Annotated in this window: 15 protein-coding genes; 6 read left to right on the forward strand and 9 right to left on the reverse strand. The window is 69.3% G+C overall.

Features of this window, described 5'->3' with window-relative positions:
- Nucleotides 1–32 precede the first annotated feature (32 nt).
- Together AC3WQZ_RS13310 and AC3WQZ_RS13315 are read left to right on the forward strand one after the other, a co-directional pair.
- A complete protein-coding gene (locus AC3WQZ_RS13310) occupies nt 33–1055 on the forward strand; it encodes a Bug family tripartite tricarboxylate transporter substrate binding protein (RefSeq protein WP_010814024.1) in 1023 nt (340 codons plus the stop codon).
- Nucleotides 1056–1156: 101 nt separating this feature from the next.
- Nucleotides 1157–2155 (forward strand): Bug family tripartite tricarboxylate transporter substrate binding protein, encoded by a 999-nt coding sequence (locus tag AC3WQZ_RS13315; RefSeq protein ID WP_439669582.1) that lies wholly within the window; start codon nt 1157–1159, stop codon nt 2153–2155.
- 166 nt (nt 2156–2321) lie between these two features.
- Here AC3WQZ_RS13315 and AC3WQZ_RS13320 read toward each other — a convergent pair whose 3' ends face one another.
- The gene (locus AC3WQZ_RS13320; protein WP_492300705.1) at nt 2322–3848 is read right to left on the reverse strand and encodes an aldehyde dehydrogenase (NADP(+)); all 1527 of its coding nucleotides are present in this window, start codon (nt 3846–3848) and stop codon (nt 2322–2324) included.
- A 103-nt stretch (nt 3849–3951) separates the two neighbouring features.
- Nucleotides 3952–4866: a 5-dehydro-4-deoxyglucarate dehydratase gene (gene kdgD, locus AC3WQZ_RS13325; RefSeq protein ID WP_439669584.1), complete on the reverse strand. Its 915-nt coding sequence runs from the start codon at nt 4864–4866 to the stop codon at nt 3952–3954.
- A gap of 410 nt (nt 4867–5276) precedes the next feature.
- Between kdgD and AC3WQZ_RS13330 the strand changes: the two genes are divergently transcribed.
- Nucleotides 5277–6257 carry a DedA family protein/thiosulfate sulfurtransferase GlpE gene (locus tag AC3WQZ_RS13330; RefSeq protein WP_011616368.1) on the forward strand — a complete coding sequence of 327 codons (981 nt, stop codon included), beginning with the start codon at nt 5277–5279 and terminating at the stop codon, nt 6255–6257.
- A 25-nt stretch (nt 6258–6282) separates the two neighbouring features.
- Here the strand turns inward: AC3WQZ_RS13330 and AC3WQZ_RS13335 are convergent, their stop codons facing one another.
- The 6 genes from AC3WQZ_RS13335 to AC3WQZ_RS13360 form a co-directional block, all read right to left on the reverse strand.
- Nucleotides 6283–7239: a DUF1177 domain-containing protein gene (locus tag AC3WQZ_RS13335; protein ID WP_492296631.1), complete on the reverse strand. Its 957-nt coding sequence runs from the start codon at nt 7237–7239 to the stop codon at nt 6283–6285.
- Between the two features lie 58 nt (nt 7240–7297).
- Nucleotides 7298–8458 carry a porin gene (locus AC3WQZ_RS13340; RefSeq protein ID WP_058697761.1) on the reverse strand — a complete coding sequence of 387 codons (1161 nt, stop codon included), beginning with the start codon at nt 8456–8458 and terminating at the stop codon, nt 7298–7300.
- A gap of 134 nt (nt 8459–8592) precedes the next feature.
- Entirely contained in the window at nt 8593–9348 is a 756-nt protein-coding gene (gene pepE, locus AC3WQZ_RS13345; protein ID WP_010813519.1) for a dipeptidase PepE, read from the reverse strand.
- 46 nt (nt 9349–9394) lie between these two features.
- Nucleotides 9395–10588 carry an aminotransferase class V-fold PLP-dependent enzyme gene (locus AC3WQZ_RS13350; RefSeq protein ID WP_010813520.1) on the reverse strand — a complete coding sequence of 398 codons (1194 nt, stop codon included), beginning with the start codon at nt 10586–10588 and terminating at the stop codon, nt 9395–9397.
- Nucleotides 10589–10655: 67 nt separating this feature from the next.
- On the reverse strand, nt 10656–12263 hold the full coding sequence (locus AC3WQZ_RS13355) for an OPT/YSL family transporter (RefSeq protein WP_058697762.1): 1608 nt from the start codon (nt 12261–12263) through the stop codon (nt 10656–10658).
- Between the two features lie 63 nt (nt 12264–12326).
- On the reverse strand, nt 12327–13040 hold the full coding sequence (locus AC3WQZ_RS13360; RefSeq protein ID WP_010813522.1) for an IclR family transcriptional regulator: 714 nt from the start codon (nt 13038–13040) through the stop codon (nt 12327–12329).
- A gap of 203 nt (nt 13041–13243) precedes the next feature.
- Here AC3WQZ_RS13360 and AC3WQZ_RS13365 point away from each other — a divergent pair, with 203 nt between their 5' ends.
- On the forward strand, nt 13244–16021 hold the full coding sequence (locus AC3WQZ_RS13365) for a hypothetical protein (protein ID WP_010813523.1): 2778 nt from the start codon (nt 13244–13246) through the stop codon (nt 16019–16021).
- A gap of 12 nt (nt 16022–16033) precedes the next feature.
- On the opposite strand, the gene AC3WQZ_RS13370 is transcribed toward AC3WQZ_RS13365, so the two are convergent.
- Complete coding sequence (locus AC3WQZ_RS13370) at nt 16034–16789, reverse strand: IclR family transcriptional regulator (protein ID WP_037025844.1); 756 nt, start codon at nt 16787–16789, stop codon at nt 16034–16036.
- A gap of 191 nt (nt 16790–16980) precedes the next feature.
- Here AC3WQZ_RS13370 and AC3WQZ_RS13375 point away from each other — a divergent pair, with 191 nt between their 5' ends.
- Entirely contained in the window at nt 16981–18021 is a 1041-nt protein-coding gene (locus AC3WQZ_RS13375; RefSeq protein ID WP_010813525.1) for an LLM class flavin-dependent oxidoreductase, read from the forward strand.
- A 216-nt stretch (nt 18022–18237) separates the two neighbouring features.
- Entirely contained in the window at nt 18238–20244 is a 2007-nt protein-coding gene (locus AC3WQZ_RS13380; protein ID WP_010813526.1) for a sigma-54-dependent Fis family transcriptional regulator, read from the forward strand.
- Nucleotides 20245–20474 lie beyond the last annotated feature (230 nt).

The raw sequence follows: 20474 nt of genomic DNA on the forward strand, positions 1-20474 counted from the left end.
CTGATCTGATAAAGACACTGCAGGAGACAACGATGTACACGTTCCAACGCCAGCGCGCCCTGCGCCTGCCTCACTGGCTGCGCGCCTTTGCGCTCGGCTCTGTCGTCACGGTGGCGGCCCTGACCGTGAGCGCCGCCGCATACGCCGCGCCACAGGAGTGGCCGCAACGCCCGGTATCGGTGGTGGTGCCGTTCCCGCCGGGTGGCTCCAGCGACGCCATCGCGCGCATGCTGACCGTGCCGCTCAATGAAAAGCTGGGCCAGCCCTTCGTCATCGACAACCGCCCCGGCGCGACCGGCGCCATCGGCGCCACCTTCGTCAAGCGCGCGCCGGCGGACGGCTACACCATGATGGTGGCGTCGATCGGCGTGTATGCTGTGAACCCGTTCCTGCAGAAGAACCTGGCCTATGACCCGGCCAAGGACTTCGACCTGCTGACCGTGGCGGTGCGCGCGCCCAACGTGCTGGTGGCCAATCCGCAGTTCCCGGCCAATACGCTGCAGGAACTGGTGGCCTACATGAAGAAGAATCCGGGCAAGGTCAGCTTTGCCTCGTCCGGCGCGGGCTCGTCCGACCACCTGACTGCTGCGCTGTTCTGGCAGAAGAGCGCCACCGACGGCCTGCACGTGCCCTACAAGGGCGGCGGCCCGGCCATCTCCGACCTGCTTGCCGGCCAGGTCGACGTGTCGTTCCAGAACGTCAACGCCGTGCTGCAGCACATCCGCACCGGCAAGCTCAAGGCCATGGCGGTGACCTCCGACAAGCGCTCGCCGGTGCTGCCCAATGTGCCGACCATGGCCGAGGCCGGCGTTAAGGACGTCGAGGTGTACTCGTGGCAGGGCGTGGCCGCGCCGCGCGGCCTGCCGCCCGAGGTGAAGAGCCGCCTGCACGGCGCCCTGGTGTCGTCGCTGAACGACCCGAAGATGCGCCAGAAGCTGTCCGAGAGCGGCTTCGAGGTGGTGGCCAACACGCCCGAGCAGTTCAACCAGTTCGAGGCGCAGGAACTGCTGCGCTGGAAGACCGTGATCGAGAAGGGCAAGATCGCGCTGGACTGAAGCCATCGCACTGAACCCCAGACACTGCAGCACAGAACGCGCCGGGCATGCACGCATAGCGTGCCGCGCTGGCGCTCGCGTCATCGACAGGAGACAACAGCATGACCCAGGGACGCCGCACCTTCCTCAAGCAATCCTCCGCACTGGCCGCCGGCCTGGCAGCCGGTCCGCTCGCGGGCCTGTCCTCGGCGGCGCACGCCGGACCGGACTGGCCCACCCGCCCGATCCGCCTGGTGGTGCCGTACACCGCCGGCGGCTCGTCAGACATCATCGCGCGCCTGATCAGCAAGCAGCTGGGCGAGGCGCTGGGCCAGTCAGTGGTGGTGGACAACCGCCCCGGTGCCAACGGCAACGTCGGCGCGGCACTGGTCGCGCAGGCCACCGACAACCACACGCTGATGCTGTGCGATATCGGCGCGCTGGCGATCAGCCCGTCGGTCTATACCAAGCTGACCTTCAATATCGCCAAGGACCTCAAGCCGGTGTCGATGCTGGCCTACTCGCCGCACCTGCTGGTGGTGCATCCGTCGGTGCAGGCGGCCAGCGTGAAGGAACTGGTGGCGCTGTCGCAGCGCAGCCAGCTCAACTTCGCCGTGACCGCCATCGGCAGCGCGCCGCACCTGGCCGGCGTGGCGGTGGAGCAGGCCACCGGCGCCAAGTGGCAATACGTACCCTACAAGGGCGGCTCGCAGGCCATTGCCGATACCGTGGGCGGCAGCGCCCAGGTGCTGATGAACGGCATGCTGGCCACGCTGCCGCACGTGCAGTCGGGCAAGCTCAAGCTGATCGCCCAGTCCAAGCGCACGCGCATGCCGCTGCTGCAGAACGTGCCGACCATCGCCGAGCAGGGCGTGCCGAATTTTGAATCCGGAACGTGGCAGGGCGTGATGGCTCCGGCCAGCATGCCCGATGCGATGGTGGCGCGCCTCAGCGGCGAGCTGATCCGCATCATCCGCGCGCCGGATCTGCGCGCGCAGCTGGTGGCCCAGGGGGCGGAGGTGGTGACGATGACGCCCGGGGAGACCGGGAAGTTCTTTGTTGCCGAGCAGGTGCGATGGGCGGGGGTGGTGAAGCAGGCGGGGATCAAGCTGGAGGCTTGATCTGGGCTCGCGGGCCGTAGCTGGTTCTTCGCAGATTTGCGGGGTGTTTTTGTTGTTGCCAAGGGCGATAACCGACCGCATGGCAACAAGCCAAAGCAGGGCTTCCCAAATCTAGCGAAGACCCCCCAATAAGAAAAAAGCCCCGCGCACTGCGGGGCCTGCGCGATCAACCCTTCACCGCTTCCGGCAACAACGCCTGCGGCAGGTTCTGATAACAAACCGGCCGCAAGAACCGGTCAATCGCCGTCGCTCCCACCGAAGTCGAACGCGCATCCGAAGTCGCCGGGAACGGCCCGCCATGCACCATCGCATAGGCAACCTCGACCCCAGTCGGATAGCCATTGCACAGCACCCGCCCGGCCTTGCGTTCCAGCACCGGCAGCAGGCGCCGCGCGGCCGCGTGGTCGGCATCGTCGAGCTGCATCGTCGCCGTCAGCTGGCCTTCAAGCTGTCGCGCCACCGCCAGCATCTCTTCGAGATCGCGGCATACCACCAGCACCGTCGACGGCCCGAACACCTCGGCCTGCATCCGGTGATCCGCCATGAACTGCGCCGCGGTGGTCTCGAACATTACTGGCCGCGCCTGGTTGGCCCCGTTGCCGTCGACGCCATCGCCAATGCGTTGCAGGCCGTCGAGCGACGACAGCCGCGCCACGCCTTGCTCAAAGGCGGCATGGATGCCGGGCGTCAGCATGGTCGCCGCCGGCTTGCCTTGCAGCGCGCCGAGCGCCGCGGCGCGGAACTTGTCGAGCGCGGGGCCTTCAATGCCGATCACCAGCCCGGGGTTGGTACAGAACTGGCCGACGCCCATCACCAGCGAATCCACCAGCTGGCGGCCGATGTCCTCGCCGCGCGCATCGAGCGCCGCGGGCAGCAGGAACACCGGATTGATGCTGCTCATCTCCGCATACACCGGGATCGGCTGCGGGCGGCGCTGGGCGGCCTGCATCAGCGCCAGGCCGCCGGCGCGCGAGCCGGTGAAGCCCACCGCCTGGATTGCCGGATGCGTGACCAGTGCCGTGCCGATGGCATTGCCCGCCCCGACCAGCAGCGAGAACACGCCTTCGGGCAGGCCCGCGTCCTGCACGGCCTGCTGGATCACGCGCCCCACCAGTTCCGACGTGCCCAGGTGCGCCGGGTGCGCCTTGACCACGACCGGGCAGCCCGCGGCCAGCGCCGAGGCAGTGTCGCCGCCGGCCACGGAGAACGCCAGCGGGAAGTTGCTGGCGCCGAACACTGCTACCGGACCGATGGCGATGCGCTGCATGCGCAGGTCCGGGCGCGGCGGGTTGCGCTCGGGCAGTGCGGGGTCGAAGGTGGCCTGCTGCCAGCGGCCTTCGCGCAGCACGGTGGCGAACAGGCGCAGCTGGCCGGCGGTGCGGCCGCGCTCGCCCTGCAGGCGCGCGACCGGCAGCGCGCTTTCCAGGTGGGCGCGTTCGATCAGCGTGTCGCCGAGCGCCTCGATGCCGGTGGCGATGGCTTCGAGCAAGGCCGCGCGCTGCTCTGGCGTGGTGTTGCGGTAGGTGTCGAAAGCGGCTTCGGCCAGCGCACAGGCGCGCTCGACCTCGGCCTGGCCGCCGCCATGGAAGTCAGGGCCCAGGGCTTCGCCGGTGGCGGGATTGATGGCCTGCAGCAGGGCTTCGGTGCCGCGCACGGCTTGCGCGCCGATCAGCATGTCGCCGGTGATGTGCATGGAAGGATTCCTTGTCAGCGTTTGGAACGGGAACGCCGGCCGGAGGGCAAGTGCCCCGCGGCCGGCCTGTCGATATGCAATGCGAGGGCGGCTTGCTTGCCGCTTACTGCGGGCCGAGCTTGTTGATCAGCGCGCCCAGCATCTCCATCTCCTCGCCGGTCAGGTCGGTCAGCGGCGCGCGCACCGGGCCGCCGTCGTGGCCGACCAGTCGGGCGCCGGCCTTGACGATGCTCACGGCATAGCCGGCCTTGCGGTTGCGGATGGCCAGGTAGGGCAGGAAGAAGTTGTCGAGCAGGCGGCCCACGGTGTCGTGGTCATCCGCGGCGATGGCGCGGTAGAAGTCCATCGCGGTCTCGGGGATGAAGTTGAACACTGCCGACGAATACACCGGCACGCCCAGCGCCTTGTAGGCCGCGGCATAGACCTCGGCCGTGGGCAGGCCGCCGAGGTAGGAGAAGCGGTCGCCCAGCTTGCGGCGGATGCTGACCATGGCCTCGATGTCGCCCACGCCGTCCTTGAAGCCGACCAGGTTGGGGCAGCGCTCGGCCAGGCGCGCGAGTTGCGTCGCATCCAGCTTCGAGTTGGCGCGGTTGTAGACGATCACGCCGATATCGACCGACTTGCAGACCTGCTCCACGTGGGCGGCGATGCCGTCCTGGCTGGCTTCGGTCAGGTAGTGCGGCAGCAACAGCACGCCGGCCGCGCCCAGGCGCTGGGCTTCCTGCGCGTAGGCGATGGCGGTGCGGGTCGGGCCGCCGGCGCCGGCCAGGATCGGCACCTTGCCGGCGCAGGTGCGCACGGCGGTGTCGACCACGGCCGAGTAGTCCTGCGGTGTCAGCGAGAAGAACTCGCCGGTGCCGCCCGCAGCGAACAGCGCGGTGGCGCCGTAGGGGGCCAGCCACTCCAGCCGCGCGGCGTAGGACTGCGGCGCGAAGTCGCCCTGGGCGTCGAAGTCGGTGATGGGGAAGGACAGCAGGCCTTCGGAGACGATTTGCTTGAGTTCGTTGGGTGCGAGCATTGCGGCAATCCTGAGCGGGCCAGTGGCCCCGGGTGGCAGTGGCGGCTGACTGCGGCGGTGCAGATCATCCGAGTTATCAGTCATCGTATGACAAGGCTCTGGCGAAGGCAATAGGGCTTGTGATCATTCGGGGTTAACCGGGATGCGGCCGGCGTTTTCGCTGGAAAGCCCTGCCGGCGGGCAAAAAGGGACAGAAACATGCCGTCTGGGGCACTTCAAGCATGGATGGCGCGGCCGTCCTACCGTGGAGCTCCGGTGGGGCAGCCGTGTAATGTTGTAGGACAACGTAAGTCGGAGTGGTTTCTGCCAGCGCGCCTGCCACTCAGGAAATTTGAAACACCCATGCAAAGCTGCCGGTGCACGGGCCCCCGGCGACTGGCACACTGGCATCCTGGACTGACGGGGAGAACATGGTGGGAGAGTTACAGGCCTTGCTGGAAAACCACGGGCTGATGCTGGTGTTCCTGAACGTGCTGGTCGAGCAGGCCGGGCTGCCGGTGCCGGCCTACCCGATGCTGTTCGTCGCCGGCGCGCTGGGCATGCAGGAGACCGGGCCGTCGATCGGCGCGGTGCTGGCTGCGGTGATCTTTGCCTGCCTGATTGCCGATACCGGCTGGTACTTCGCCGGGCGCCGGCTGGGGCAGCCGATGCTGCGCACGATCTGCCGGGTATCGATTTCGCAGGACTCGTGCATCCGCCAGACCCAGTCGCTCTACCTGCGCGTGGGGCCGCGCTCGCTGGTGATCGCCAAGCTGCTGCCCGGTGCCGGGGCCTTGTCCACCGCGATGGCGGGCATGACCGGCACGCCGTTGCCGGTGTTCCTGTTCTATGACGCCATCGGCGCGCTGGTCTGGGCTGGCAGCGCCTTGCTGATCGGCGTGGTGTTCAGTGATTTTATCGATGCCATCCTGGAGGCGTTCAGCGCCTACGGGCATATGGCCGTGGTGGGGCTGTTGGTGGCGTTCGCGCTGTTCCTGGCGTGGCGCTGGTGGCGCCGCTTCCGGCTGCTGCGCCGCACGCGGCGCGTGCCGCGCATGACGGTGGATGAGCTGGAAGCGCGCCGGCTCGCCGGCAGCCTGCCGGTGGTGATCGACGTGCGCGCCCACGGCGACACGCCGATGGAGCGCATCCCCGGCTCGGTGGTGCTCGACATGCAGGGCGCGCTGGACAGCCTGGACGCGCTGGGGGTGCCGCACGCCGGGGCCGACATCGTGGTCTATTGCGCCTGCCCCAATGAACTGTCCGCCGCGCTGCTGGCCGAGCGCCTGCGCGTGGCCGGCTACCCGAAGACCTGGGCGCTGGCCGGCGGCTTCGACGAATGGAAGCGGCGCCACGGCGGCACCGCCCCGACCGAGGCGGCCAACCAGCCAGGGCCGGCCGAAGCCGCCTGAACCTGCCAGGCCGCCGGCGCTGCGCTCAGCGCTTGCCCGCGGTCTGGAATACCGACAGGTCCGGGTAGACGGCGCGGATCTTCTCCCATTCGGCGGCATTGAAGAACTGACACTTGCCGGCGCCGAAGCGCTTGGACACCTCCACGCAGAAGCGCACGGCTTCAGCGATGTCGATCTCATGGTTGGCCGAGGTCGCGCTGCCCGACACCACCGACTGCGCCGTCACCGCCACGCCGACCACCGGCGCCCGGGTGGCCACGTGCGGCTGCATGATGCTGTTGAAGTGGTACAGGCCGTTGTGGTACGGCGTGATGTCCTGCTGCGAGATCGGGAAGGTCACCGCCGGGCAGCCGGTGGTGGACTCCATGGTCGCCACCAGGTCCGGCGCCACGCGCAGGATGTAGCCCTGCATCGCCGTCGGCGAAATCGCAAAGCCGCGGTGCTTGATGATGCTGTTGCCCTTGGAGGCATCGATCGACAGGATCGCGTCCATCTCCGGCAGCACCTGGTAGTCGTTCATGGTGTCGGACGAGACCGGCATGCCCATGAACGGCACCGGGTCGTGCGGCTGCATCGAGACATTGGTCGACAGGTGCGTGGTCACGATCACGTCGCCCGCCAGGTGGTCGTCGCGCGCCTTCATCTGCGCCAGCTTGAGCGCCACCGCCAGGCAGCCGATCGGGCCGTCGGCGTCAGACACCAGCCCCACCAGTTCCGGGCGCGCGCCAATCGCGCCGTTGCGGCCGATCACGCCCAGCGTCGGCGCACTGCCGCCGCTACGCTTGCCCGTGGTGCCGGGGATCACGATGGTGATGAAGTCGGTGGTGTTGGCCGTGTTCTCGGGCGGGGCGTTGTGGATCGTGGTCACTTCCACGCTCACGCCGGCGCCGGCATAGGGCGCGAACAGTTCGCTGACGACCGCACCGTTGGCGTGCGGGCTGTCCAGGGCTTCATGAATGACCAGCGTCTGCTGCAGGGCCATGGCTTTCTCCAAAGGATGTGCCATGCCCGCTCGGCGCGGGCATGGCGTCTACGAAAAGTCAGAACTGGTGACGCAGGCCGGCCATGACCGTGGTCTGGTTGTCGCGCCCGTCCAGCGGCTTGCCGCTGCCGCCGGTCCAGTTGGTGGTGTTGTTGCCGAACAGGCCCGACCAGCCGCCGCGCACCCAGTCATAGGCCACCGCCAGGTAGGCATCGGTGCGCTTGCTGAACGCATAGCCGGCCACGCCGTATGCCGTGGTGCGGTTGCCGCTGAAGTTGTCGGCGCGGGTGCGGTTGTGCATCATGCTGGCGGTCAGCGTGACGTTGCCCGTGACGGCGTAGTTGGCGCCCAGCGTGAAGAAGTCGTCGCGCCGGCTGCTGCCGAAGACCGAGTTGATGGCGGCGCGGTTGGTGGCCGTGGCGGCGGTCGACATGCTGGTGATGGTGGCCGTGTCGGTGCCGCCCTTCGATGAATCGAAGGCGGCGTCGCGGTCGCTGTAGATGTAGTTGGCAAACAGGTTGGCGCGTCCGACCGCGGCCTTCAGGCCGGCCATGTAGATGCGCGCGGCGCGGCTCTGGCTGTCGCGGGTCTGCTGGAAGTCGCCGATGGCGGTGATCGGGCCGGCGGCGTACTTCAGGCCCAGCGACATCGACGAGGTCGCCTTGCTGTTGCCCGGGGTTTCGCCCAGCGCGTATTCGGCGATGACGGACACCGGGCCGAAGTTGCCGGTATAGCTGACGGCATTGTCATAGCGCTGGCCGGTCAGGTAAACCATCCAGGAGTTCGACGGCGCCGCGCCCACGCCGAGCGGATCGACGTAATACAGCATGGTGTTGGCCGTGGTGTACTGCCGGCCCAGTGCCAGATCGCCCCACTGGTTGCCGATCTTCACGTAGGCCTGGCGCCCGAACAGCTGGCCCTGCTGGTCCAGCCTGCCGGTGTCGGCCAGGAAGCCGTTTTCCAGCACGAAGCCGGCTTTCACGCCGCCGCCCAGGTCCTCGGTGCCCTTCAGGCCGAAGCGGCTGCCCGACAGGAAGCCTTCGCCGCCCTGCTGCAGCCCGATCTGGGCATCGCCCGCCGGGTTCGAATGGGTCTGGTAGGTCAGCGCGGTGTCGATCACGCCGTACAGCGTCACCCCGGACCGCGCCATCGCGGCGGCCGGCAGGCCCAGCAGCAACGGCAGTGCCAGGCGGGCGGCGTGGCGAATGGTGTGGCTCATGTTGTTTTCTCCTCCAAAAGGCAAAAGGGAGCCCGCGCGGGCGGCACTGCGCGGCCCGCGGGGCGGTTTTCTCTTTGTTGTGCCCGGGACCGGCCCGGGTCAGTGCGTCAGCGGCTCAGGGCAGTGCCGCCGGCTCAGGCAGCAAATCCCGGCCAGTCCTGCATCCCGGCCGGACCGGTGATCTGCGACAGCGGGAAGATCTCGCCCTCGCGAATCGTTTCGACCTTGCCTTCGGCCGGAAACCACAGCGCATGGCGCTCGCCCAGCACGGTGCCGCGGGTGCCGTCCGAGAACAGCGCCGAACCCTCCGGCAGCGCAAACACCTGCTCCGGCGCGTTGATGTGCAGGAACTCGGCCAGGCGCTCTTCGCGGCTTTCGCCGTTGTGGCCGGCGGGCTTGCCGCTGATGAAGTGCGGGTTGATCTGGAACGGCACCAGCCCCAGCGCGCGCAGCGACGGCGGCTGCACGATGGGCATGTCGTTGGTGGTGCGGATGGTCGGGCAGGCGACGTTGCTGCCGGCGCTCCAGCCCACGTATGGCGTGCCCGCGCGCACCCTGGCGCGGATTGCGTCGACGATGCCGGCGTCGTACATGCGCTTGAGCAGCGCAAAGGTGTTGCCGCCGCCCACCGCGATGGCCTCGGCCTGCTCCACGGCGCGCAGCGGATCGGCGCTGTGGTGGATCGATTCGAGCGCGTAGCCCAGCGTCTCGAACACCGGCTTGACCATGCCTTCATAGGTGTCGAAGCTGAAGGTCACGCCGGCGAACGGCACGAACAGCACCTTGCGCGGCTCGCGCCTGAGCAGCGTGTGGATCTGCTCGCCGGCGTGCTCGAGGTAGCCGAGGTTGTCCTTGCGCGAGCTGCTCATCAGGAGGATGCGTTGGGTCATGTCTTGGTTTCCGTCAGGAGAGAGTCTGGTGAAGTTCAATGCGCGATCAGGCGATCGCGGCGCGGATCAGCGCGGCGACGCGGTCGATCTCTTCATGAGTGTTGAAGTAGTGCAGCGAGACGCGCGCCATGGTGGACACGCCATAGCGCGCCAGGATGGCGTCGGCCATGAAGTTGCCGGCCTCGATGATGCATTGCTGCGTTTCCAGCGCGGCGACGATGCGCGCCGGGTCCACGCCGCGCACATTGAACGGCACGATGCCGATGCGGTTGGCCACGTCGGCCGGGCCGTACAGCTCGAAGCCGGGGGTCGACGAGAACTTCGCCACCGCGTACTCGGTCAGGTCGCGCACACGCGCTTCGATGGCGTCAATGCCGATGGCGGCGGCGTAATCGATGGCGGTGCCCATGCCGAGGATCGCCGGCACGATCGGGCAGCCAGCCTCGAAGCGCCTGGCGCCAGCGACAAGGGACAGCGCGCCCGTGGCACGGTCATAGGCGCCGTTCCACCAGCCCACCAGCGCGGGCTCGACCTGCTCGATCAGCGCGCGGCGCACATACAGGAAGCCCGAGCCCTCGGTCGCGCGCAGCGCCTTGCGGCCGCAGCCTGCCAGGAAATCGCAGTCCAGCTCGGCCACGTCCGAGCGCAGCATGCCCACGCTCTGTGCCGCATTGACCAGCGACAGCACGCCATGGCGGCGCGCCAGCGCGCAGATCTGCGCGGCCGGCTGCACCGCACCCGTCGAATTGGGCAGGTGCGAGAAGGTGAGCAGGCGCGTGCGCGAGGTCACGGCGGCCTCGAACGCCGCGGGCGACAGCAGTCCTTCGGCATTGGCCGCGACCATCTTCACGACGATGCCGTGCGATTGCTCCAGCCGGCGCCAGGGCAGCAGGTTGCTCAGCATCTCGGTGTCAGCCACCAGCACTTCGTCACCGGCCTTCCAGGCGATGCCGCGCGCGACGATCGAGATGCTCTCGGTGGCGTTCTTGGTGAAGGCGACTTCGTCGGCGGCGCAGTTGAGCAGTCCGGCCAGCTTGCCGCGCACCGCTTCCACGCGCGCGTAGGTCTCTTTGCGGAAGGCCGGCAGGTAGATGCCGACGTGGCCGGTATCGAGCAGGTAGCTGCGCACGGTATCGAGCACCGCGTCGGGCGGCAACGAGGCCGCGGCGGTGTCGAGATAGATGGTGGAGGCCGTCAGCGGGGTGTCGGCGCGGATCGCCTGGATGGCTTGGATATCCATGGAACGTCTCGGGTAATGGCAGGCGGGACGCGGCGACCGCGCCCCGAGGTAAGACTCAGTTGCGCACTTACTTGCGCAGCTTGGTGACGGAGCCGAAGAAGCTGAACAGGGCGTCGCCGGCAATCACGCCGCCGGCGAAGGCGCTCATCTCGGCCACGTGCTTGTCGCCGCGCAGGCGCTGCAGCACGAAGCGGATCGCGAGGCCTGCCAGCACTGCCCAGCCGGCCAGCGGCGAGGCAATCAGCATGCCGGTGGAGAGCAGGATGCCAAGCTGGCGCCTGGAGCCGCCGATCAGCTGCAGCAGCGCGCCGGGGATGGCCCAGATCACCAGGTTGCGGGCAATCTCCGCCGACGAGCCCGCCTTGATCGAGGCCGCGTAGACGCGGTCCACCGGCGGGATCATGTTCTGCGCGAAGAAGGTGCCGTGGAACACCAGCACTACCATCGCGGCCACGGCAAAGCCGATCATCGCGGCCAGGAACTGCTGCTTGCGCCCGGCCAGCTCGGCCTCCATGTCGCGGCCTTCGCCGCGCAGCAGGTAGCCGGTCTTGAGGTCGTAGCCCATGTCGGCAAAGGCCGGGCCGGTGGCGGCGGAGAAACCCACCAGCACCGCCAGTGCCGTCGGCGGGAAGCCGATCAGGATGCCGATGGTCAGCGTGATCAGCGCTACCGCGAAGGCCGGGAACCAGCCCGAATGCATCGCCGCGATGCCGACGATCAGCTCATGCACATAGGCGGCAAAGGCGGCATAGAGCACGAACACCACCAGCATGCCCAGCGACATGTCCGAGACATGGCCGGCCAGCACCGAGATCAGCAGCGCAATCGCCAGGTAGATCACGAAGCCGCCCGACAGGATGCGGCTGGCGCGCGAGGCCGGGACTTCGATGGTGCACGTGTCCGCGGCCGGGGCATGGCGCGCGCGGCGGATCTCATTGGCGACCTGGAACAGCGCGACGATGCCCGCGCCGATCATCAGCCCGTGCGGGATATAGGCCTTGGCGATGTCAATGCCGGTCAGCGCCACCGAATAGCCGCGCACCAGCAGGCCAATGCCGAACATGGTCAGTGCCGCCAGGTTGCCCAGGAAGGCCGCGCCGAACGCGGACATCGGCACGCCCAGCCAGGCGCCGCCCACGCCCACGGCAATGCCCAGCCCCAGGAACGCGGCCTTGCGCCCGCCGCGGTCGCCGGCCCAGATGGCCTCGGCCGTGGCGATGCCGGCCGGCCAGGTGCCGGTGGCGGGAAAGATCCTGCTGCCGAAGAGGAAGTACAGCATGGCGCCGTCAACGAACATGGCGATCACCGCGCCGATCAGCATCGGCGTGGCCAGTTCCGGCATGCCCATCGCGTATGGCACGCCGATCGGGATCATCAGCGAGTTGGCGGCGCCGAAGGTGGCCGACGAGATTGCCGTCTGCACCAGGTTCTGCCGCTCCAGCACGCGGAAGCGCCGCGTGATCTCTAGCGGGATGCGCGAGAACACGATCGCGATCAGCGCGCCGATGATCGAGGTGTTGGCCGAGATCCCCAGCGACACGATCAGCTGCATCCCGATCATGGCGCCGAACACCGACAGCCCCACGGAGACCAGCAGCAGCAAGGGCTCCATGAAGCGTGTCCGTGTTGCAGGCTGCGCCGTCATCGGCGCGTTCAGTTGTGTTGGCATGGTCATTTGTCCACTGCTCCCCGTAGTGTTGTCTGGTTTTGTCTGTTGTGTGTGATGCCTTGCGCGCGCTCAGCGCATGAAACCCGCCACCGGGCCGATGGTGTTGCGCGCGGTGCGCAGCGCCTCCAGCAAGCGCGGCACAGCCTCAGGCGTCAGGCGCTGCAGCGGGCCGGCGATGGCCAGCGATCCCACCACTGCCCGGGTGTCGCGGTGGCGCAGCGGCAGCGCCAGCCCAGCCACCGTGGCGGCGGATTCCTCGCAGGTGTAGGCCCAGCCGTCGGCGCGGATCTGCGCCAGCCGTGCTTCCGGCTCGGGCGCGTCGCCCGTTACCTGGCGCCGGAACGCTTCCGGCTGGAATGCCAGGATGGCCTTGGCGTGCGCGCCCGCGTCCAGCGAGAAGCGCTGGCCCACTTCGATCGAAAAGCGCAGCTGGTGCTGGCTCTGGGCGATATCCGTGCACAAGCCCTCGCCACCGTCCAGCCACGACAGGAACACGGTCTCGCCGCATTCGCGCGCCAGCGCTTCCAGCGCCGGTTGCACCACCTCGGCCGGCGAAAACGTCTTGCGCATCACTTGTCCCAGCTCGAACCAGCGCAACCCCAGGCCGTAGCGGCCAAGCGCGTCCTGCACCAGGAAGCCGTTGGCGGCAAAGGTCGCCAGCGCGCGGTGCACCACGGCGTGGTGCATGCCGCTGTAGCGCGCCAGTTCGCGCACGCCCCAGCTGGGCTGGCGGGCGGTGAAGTGGGTCAACAGCGCCAGGGCGCCGTCCAGGGTCTTGAGCATGGCGGGTGGTTGCGTCGACTGTTTGTGTCTCTATATAAGAGACAACGTCTCTGATACAGAGAAATGCTAGGCTTGGGCCCGGCTCTCAACAATCAGGGTTAACGCGGGGCCGGCTGGCCGCGCCGGGCGAATGACGGCGGCGGCAACGGCGGAGCGCCGCCGCCTATACTTGGCGCAGACCGACTGTTACCGGGAGGACGCGCATGGCCGCGGAACACCACGGAACCGGCGGATCCGGCGACGAGGCCACCCGCATCGCCCAGCGCCGCCGCCAGCTCGGCATTGCGCCGCGCGCCGGCGATGGCCAGCGCAACTGGGCCCTGGCGCTGTCCGGCGGCGGCATCCGCAGCGCCACCTTCTGCCTGGGCGTGATGCAGGCGATGGCGGGCACCGCGATGCCCGCCAAGGCGGCAGCGCCGGCCCCCGCGCCGGAAGCCGCGACGCCGGCGGCCGCCGCCGCGGCGCAGACCGTGCCGGGCCTGGCCTCGCTGCTGGCGCAGTTCGACTACCTCTCCACCGTCAGCGGCGGCGGCTACCTCGGCGCCTTCTTCGTCAGCCTGTTCGTGCCCGGCCGCCTGCGTCGGGGCGCGGGCCCGGTCCAGGCCGCCACCGACGCCTATCACACGCTGCAATGCGAGCCGCCGGGGCGCATCCATACCTCGGTGTCCTATGCCGCGGACCCCGGCCGCGGCGCGGTCGCATGGCTGCGCGAGAACGGCCGCTACCTGTCGCCCACCGGTGCCGGCGACAACCTCTATGCCGCCGCGCTGGTGGTGCGCAACTGGCTGGCCATGCATTTCGTGATCGGCAGCGCGCTGCTGGTGCTGCTGGCTGTGCTGGCGCTCGGGCAACACATCGCGGTGGGGGTTTCCTACGGATTGGGGCGCTATGAGATGGACCTGCTGCACGACGCGCGCCAGGCCTTCAACCAGGGCGAATGCGCGATCTGGTGGAGCACGCTGCTGTGGCTGCCGCTGGCCACCGCGCTGGCTGGCGCGGTGCCGCCCGGGCTGGCCTACTGGCTGATCTACCCGCGCGCCAACGATCCGCAGGCGACGGCCCGCTTCCTGAGCCCCGCGCCGCTGCTCGCCACGCTGCTGGGCCTGATGCTGCTGGCCGCGGCGCGCTGGTCGGAATGGCTCGGTCCGGGGCTGGTCATCGGCAAGCTCTTTGCCGCGCTGGGCGTGCTGATGCTGCTGGGTGTGCTGTGGTGCCTGGCGCTGCTGCAGGGCGAGCCGCGCACCGTGGCCGCCTACCGCGTGCGCGCCACGCGCGCACTGCGTGGCGCGCTGACGCTGACCCTGTGGCTGGCGGCGCTGGGCATTGCCGACACCATCGCACGCACCGCTTACCTGTTTGCCCACCAGGCCCACCACCAGTGGGGCGCGGCGCTGCCCGCAACCGTGCTGGGCGTGCTGGTCTGGCTGGTGCGCTACGGTTCGCGCTGGCGCGACGCCGGCCGCCAGGGCAGCACCGACACGCCATGGCGCGCGCTGTGTGCCCGGCTGCCGGTATCGCTGCTGGCGGGCGCGGTGGCGGCGGTGCTGGCCCTGCTGCTGTTCGTGCTGTGGTCGTGGCTGGTGCTGTGGGTGCGCTGGGACGGGCGCGAGCCGGTCGACTGGCTGGTGTTCGGCAACGCCTATACCGGCCCGGCGCTGGCCACGTTCACTGTGGTGAGCCTGGTGCTGGCGCTGGTGGCGGGGCGCTTCTCCGGCTTCCTGAACCTGTCGACGCTGCAGCCGTTCTACGCGGCGCGGCTCACGCGCGCGTTCCTGGGCGCATCCAACGGGGAGCGCTTCGCGGCTCCCGACCCGAGTGCCGGCCGCGACGGCAGCCAGCGCGCCCGCTTCAGCGTGGCCGAGCCCGTGCCCGGCGACCAGCTCAGCCTGAACACCTACTACGATCCGCGCGTGCTGGCGCCGCTGCACCTGATCAACGTCACGCTGAATCTCACCGTCGACCCGGCCGAGCAACTGGTGCAGCGCGACCGCAAGGGCAAGCCGCTGTGCCTGGCGCCCGGCCCCTGCGTGGTGCTGTCCGGCGTGGCGGCGGCGATCCCGCCGGACGCCTACGCGCGCTTTACCATCGACGGCCGGGGTTGCTGCCCCGACGTTTCATGGCCGTCGTCGGGCAAACTGGCCGAATCGCGCACGGTGGGAGATTGGATGGCGATCTCGGGCGCGGCCGTCTCCACCAGGCTGGGGCGCGCGACCACGCTGGGCACATCCATGCTGCTTGGCCTGGCGAACCTGCGTCTGGGCATATGGTGGCCGTCGTATCCGGCCAGCCACGCGCGCGAAGGCGGGCGCCGGGGCCGCGCGCGGCGCCATCCGGAACGCGCCGCGCATCCATGGCTGGCCGCGGGCATCGCGCTTTTCCGCACGCAGTACTACCTGGGCTGCGAACTGAGCGCGCGCTTCCACGGCACGCGGCGCGGCTGGCAGTACCTGTCCGATGGCGGGCATTTCGACAACACCGGCGTGTACGAGCTGCTGCGCCCGGGCCGCGATGTCTCGCTGATCGTGCTGTGTGATTGCGGGGGCGACCCCGACTACCGCTTCGGCGACCTGGCCAACCTGATCCGGCTGGTGCGCATCGACCACGGGCTGGAGATCGTGGTCGATACCGAGGCTGCCACCACGCACCCGGTGCTGAGCCGTGTCTTCGGCGTGCCGGATGATTTCCTGCCGGGCGCGCCGACCGGCGACAAATGCGCGGTGCTGCTCAACGTCTTTCGCACCGGCCCGGAGTGCGGGGCGCCACGCGCACGCACCTGCCGCATCGTGCTGCTCAAGCCGCGGCTGGTGTCATGGGCGCCGGCCGACGTGCGCCACTACGGCGCGACCCATCCCGCGTTTCCGCAGGAGGCCACCGGCGACCAGTTCTTCGATGAGGCGCAATGGGAGAGCTATCGCGCGCTGGGCCATGCGATCGGCCAGCGCGTGCTGGGCGGGGCCGTGGGCAAGGCGCTGCTGGTGTGAAGAGACAGCGCGTCAGCGCACGAAGCCGATGACGTCTTCCAGCCGGCCGCTGGCATCGCGCAGCGCCTCCAGCAGGCGCGGTACCGCGGCTTGGTCCAGCCGCTGCTGCGGCCCGGCGATGGCGACCGAGCCCACCACCGCGCTGCGGTCGCGCGACCACAGCGGCAACGCCAGGCCGGCCACGCTGGCGGCGGCTTCCTCGCGCGTATGGGCCCAGCCGCGCTCGCGCACCTCGGCCAGCTGCTGCTCGATGCGCTCGCGGTCCAGCGTCGTGTGTGGGGCGATGCGCGCCAGCCCCTGGCGGTAGACCTCATCGCGGAAGGCATCGTCCTGGAAGGCCAGCATCGCCTTGGCATGCGCGCCCGCATAGAGCGGGAAGCGCTCGCCCAGCTCGATCGAAAAGCGCAGCTGGTGCTGGCTCTGCACCAGTCCCACGCACAGGCCCTCATGGCCATCGAGCCACGACAGGAACACGGTCTCGCCGCTTTGCGCGGCGAGCTTTTCCAGCACCGGGCGCACGATCTCGTCGGGCGAGAAGCTCTTGCGCACCACCTGTCCCAGCTCGAACAACCGCAGTCCCAGCGAATACTTGCCGGTGGCCGCGTCCTGCACCAGGAAGCCATTGGCGGCAAACGTCGCCAGCACGCGGTGCACCACGGCGTAGTGCACGCCGCTGTGCTTGGCCAGCTCGCGCACGCCCCAGGTCGGCTGGCGCACGGTGAAGTGCGTCAGCAGGGCCAGCGCACCGTCCAGTGTCTTGAGTGTCATCGCTTGTTCCTTGGCATCGGGCTGCATGGTACGGGCAAGCGCGGCGCGACTCAATCCTTCCCGCGCCCCCGTGATACCCACGCCGCCCGAAGGGCCGCGATCAGGCCGCCAGCACGATCGCGCCATGGTCTCTAAGATAGCGGGCCATACGCATTGCCCGCGTGCGGCATCGGCCGCCCGCCATCCACCACATGAATCACGACTCTATTCCCAACGGCGCAGGCGTGGCCTGGTCCGTGCTGGACCTGGCCCCCATCCCTGAAGGCAGCGATGCCGGCCAGGCCATGCGCAACTCGCTCGACCTGGCCCGCCATGCCGAGCGGCTGGGCTACCACCGCTACTGGCTGGCCGAGCATCACAACATGCCCGGCATTGCCAGCGCCGCCACCGCCGTGCTGATCGGCTATGTCGCCAACGGCACCAGGACCATCCGCGTGGGCTCGGGCGGCGTGATGCTGCCCAACCATTCGCCGCTGGTGATCGCCGAGCAGTTCGGCACGCTGGCCTCGCTCTACCCGGGCCGCATCGACCTGGGCCTGGGCCGCGCGCCCGGCACCGACCAGGCCACCGCGCGCGCCTTGCGCCGCCACCTGTCGGCCGACAGCGCCGATACCTTCCCGCAGGACGTGGAAGAACTGCAGGCCTATTTCGACGACGTGCGCCCCGGCCAGCGCCTGCGCGCGGTGCCCGGCGCCGGGCTCAAGGTGCCCATCTGGCTGCTGGGTTCGAGCCTGTTCAGCGCGCAGCTGGCGGCGGCGATGGGCCTGCCGTTCGCCTTTGCCTCGCACTTTGCGCCGGGCTTCATGCGCCAGGCGGTGGACCTGTACCGGCGCACCTTCCGGCCCTCCGAAGCGCTGGACCGGCCCTATGTGATGCTGGGCCTGAACGTGTTCGCGGCCGAGACCGGCGACCAGGCGCGCCGCCTGTTCAGCTCGCTGCAGCAGCAGTTCCTGGCGCTGGTGCGCGGCACTCCGGGGCAGCTGCGCGCGCCGGTGGACGATATCGAAGCGCTGTGGACCGAGAGCGAGGCCGATCATATCCGCCGCTCGCTGGCGTGCTCGGTAGTGGGCGATCCCGACGCCGTGCGTGCCGGCATGCAGCGCTTTGTCGATGACCTGCGCCCGGATGAGCTGATGCTGACCGGGCAGATCCATGACCACCAGGCACGCCTGCGCTCGTTCGCCATCGCTGCCGATGCGGCGCGCAGCCTGAAGACCTCATCAGCGCTCTGAGCGCCTGCGATGCTCCGGTATGGCGTGCGCCGCACTTGCGGCGTGTGCCCGCCGGCGCGCCGCGAATCCTGTTTGCGCCCGGCCGATCCGCTCGGATACATTAGAAGGCCCGAGACCGAGAGAGGCGCGGCTCCCGCAGCACGCGCCCGACAGTTCGCACGATCCACCGCCCCATCCGAAACATGGGGCCGACGGCAGCGACGACAGGAGACAGCGATGGACCTGCGGCAACGCGAGCACATCGAGACGGTGGTCCAGGCCACCACATACCTTGCCCCGCCGGCCGTGCTTGCGGACCGGATCGCGCACGACGCCATCATCCAGAACTCATGGCGCCGCTGCGTGCACCAGTACGGCCTGGATCCGTCGCGCATGCAGGAGGCGCGCATCCTGCCGCAGCCGCGCCTGCGCGAACACCAGGAACGCATCGACGACTTCGCGCGCATCGCGCGCCACGGCCTGCAGAGCCTGTATGGGCAAGTGGCGGGCCTGGGCTATGTGGTGCTGCTGACCGATGCGCAGGGCGTGACCGTCGACTATATCGGCGAGGCCCGCAGCGATGCCGCGCTGCGCCACGCGGGCCTGTACCTGGGCGCCGAGTGGAGCGAGAGCGGCGCCGGCACCTGCGCGGTCGGCACCGCCCTGGCCACGGGCCAGGCGCTGACGGTGCACCAGGCCGACCATTTCGACGCCACCCATATCCCACTGACCTGCACCGCCGCGCCGCTGTTCGACACGCACGGCAACCTGCACGCCATCCTCGACATCTCCGCGCTGACCTCGCCGCAGGCCAAGGACAGCCAGGGGCTGGCGCTGCAGATGGTGCGCATCTACGCCGCGCATATCGAGAACGCCAACTTCCTGCGCGCGCACCGCCGCGACTGGATCCTGAAGCTGAACGTGGCGCCGGAGTTCGTCGACGTCAATCCCGAATACCTGCTGGCGCTGGACGAGGCGGGCCGCATCGTCGGCCATAACCACCGCGCCAGGCTGATGCTGGAAGGCGAGCTGGGTGGCGCACCGGGCGCCACCGTGCTGGGCCAGCGGTTCGAGACGCTGTTCGACGCGCGCCTGGAGGACCTGGGCCACTATGTCTATTCGCGCCCGAGCGAGCAGCGCCTGGTGGCGCTGACCCGCAGCGGCGGCCTGCTGTACCTGAGCGTGCTGCCGCCCGCGCTGCGCTGGCAGGCGCCGCCCGCCGAAACGCAGGTGGCGATGCCGGATGCCCTGGCGGCGCTGACCGGCGGCGATGCCGCGCTGCAGCTGCAGTTGCAGCGCGCGGCGCGCCTGGTCGATTCGCCGATCAACCTGCTGATCCACGGCGAGACCGGCAGCGGCAAGGAGTTCCTGGCCAAGGCGCTGCATCTTGCCAGCGCGCGCCGCGGCGGGCCGTTCGTAGCGGTGAACTGCGCGGCGATCCCTGAAACACTGATTGAAAGCGAATTGTTCGGGCACCTGCCCAACAGCTTCTCCGGCGCAGGCCCGCGCGGCAAGCGCGGCCTGATCCAGGAGGCCGACGGCGGCACGCTGTTCCTGGACGAGATCGGCGACATGCCGCGCGAGCTGCAGTCGCGGCTGCTGCGCGTGCTGGCCGAGGGCGAAGTGCTGCCTGTTGGCGCCGCGCGGCCGGTGCCGGTGCGGCTGCGGGTCATTTCCGCCACGCACCACAGCCTGGAGCAACTGGTGGCCGACGGGCGCTTCCGCGAGGACCTGTACTACCGCCTCAACGGCGCGCGCTTTACGCTGCCGCCGCTGCGTGCGCGTACCGACCTGGACTGGCTGGTCCGCAAGCTGCTGCAGGAAGGGAGCGCAGAGGGCGGCGAGATCACGCTGTCGCCCGCGGCACGCGAGCGGCTGCACCGCCACCGCTGGCCTGGCAACCTGCGCGAACTGCGCAACGTGCTGGAGTACGCGCGCGCGGTCTGCGCCGACGGCTATATCGATGTGCCGGACCTGCCTGACAGCCTGGCGGGACCCGCACCGTCCGCCGCCCTGCCGCAGCCAGGGCCCGCCCAGTCACCCGCTGCCGCACCGTTCGACCCGCACCAGTTGCCGCCGGAAGGCATGCTGCTGATGCAATACCTGCGCGCGTCCGGCTGGAACCTGAGCGCCGTGGCGCGGCAGATCGGCGTCAGCCGCATGACGCTGTACCGGCGCATGGAGCGCTACGGCATCCAGTCGCCCAACCGGCGCGACGGCGGCCCGGAGCCCACCGACGCATAAGCCGGCAGGCAGCACGGGGCGCACGCGCGCCGTCCTTGCGATACGGTTGTCCATCCCCTGTACACCTGCGCTGTGACACCTGTCACAGCGCAGCGTTGTTTTTGCCCTGCCGTCTCGGGGTAATCCCTCGGATCCGACCCGCTGATACCCCTGTTTCCGCTGTTTTCACTGCCTGCGCGCACTGGCACAGCCATTGCAAATACGCCTGGCAAGACAACGACAACAGGAGA

The sequence above is a fragment of the Cupriavidus sp. FW305-26 genome (assembly GCF_058787975.1).

Excerpts from the sequence above, each read along its gene's own strand:
- AC3WQZ_RS13380 (WP_010813526.1), top strand. The coding sequence starts at position 18,238 with ATGGACCTGCGGCAACGCGAGCACATCGAGACGGTGGTCCAGGCCACC.
- AC3WQZ_RS13370 (WP_037025844.1), bottom strand. The coding sequence starts at position 16,789 with ATGACACTCAAGACACTGGACGGTGCGCTGGCCCTGCTGACGCACTTC.
- AC3WQZ_RS13355 (WP_058697762.1), bottom strand. The coding sequence starts at position 12,263 with ATGACCATGCCAACACAACTGAACGCGCCGATGACGGCGCAGCCTGCA.
- AC3WQZ_RS13315 (WP_439669582.1), top strand. The coding sequence starts at position 1,157 with ATGACCCAGGGACGCCGCACCTTCCTCAAGCAATCCTCCGCACTGGCC.
- AC3WQZ_RS13360 (WP_010813522.1), bottom strand. The coding sequence starts at position 13,040 with ATGCTCAAGACCCTGGACGGCGCCCTGGCGCTGTTGACCCACTTCACC.
- AC3WQZ_RS13340 (WP_058697761.1), bottom strand. The coding sequence starts at position 8,458 with ATGAGCCACACCATTCGCCACGCCGCCCGCCTGGCACTGCCGTTGCTG.
- kdgD (WP_439669584.1), bottom strand. The coding sequence starts at position 4,866 with ATGCTCGCACCCAACGAACTCAAGCAAATCGTCTCCGAAGGCCTGCTG.
- pepE (WP_010813519.1), bottom strand. The coding sequence starts at position 9,348 with ATGACCCAACGCATCCTCCTGATGAGCAGCTCGCGCAAGGACAACCTC.
- AC3WQZ_RS13330 (WP_011616368.1), top strand. The coding sequence starts at position 5,277 with ATGGTGGGAGAGTTACAGGCCTTGCTGGAAAACCACGGGCTGATGCTG.
- AC3WQZ_RS13320 (WP_492300705.1), bottom strand. The coding sequence starts at position 3,848 with ATGCACATCACCGGCGACATGCTGATCGGCGCGCAAGCCGTGCGCGGC.
- AC3WQZ_RS13310 (WP_010814024.1), top strand. The coding sequence starts at position 33 with ATGTACACGTTCCAACGCCAGCGCGCCCTGCGCCTGCCTCACTGGCTG.
- AC3WQZ_RS13365 (WP_010813523.1), top strand. The coding sequence starts at position 13,244 with ATGGCCGCGGAACACCACGGAACCGGCGGATCCGGCGACGAGGCCACC.
- AC3WQZ_RS13375 (WP_010813525.1), top strand. The coding sequence starts at position 16,981 with ATGAATCACGACTCTATTCCCAACGGCGCAGGCGTGGCCTGGTCCGTG.
- AC3WQZ_RS13350 (WP_010813520.1), bottom strand. The coding sequence starts at position 10,588 with ATGGATATCCAAGCCATCCAGGCGATCCGCGCCGACACCCCGCTGACG.
- AC3WQZ_RS13335 (WP_492296631.1), bottom strand. The coding sequence starts at position 7,239 with ATGGCCCTGCAGCAGACGCTGGTCATTCATGAAGCCCTGGACAGCCCG.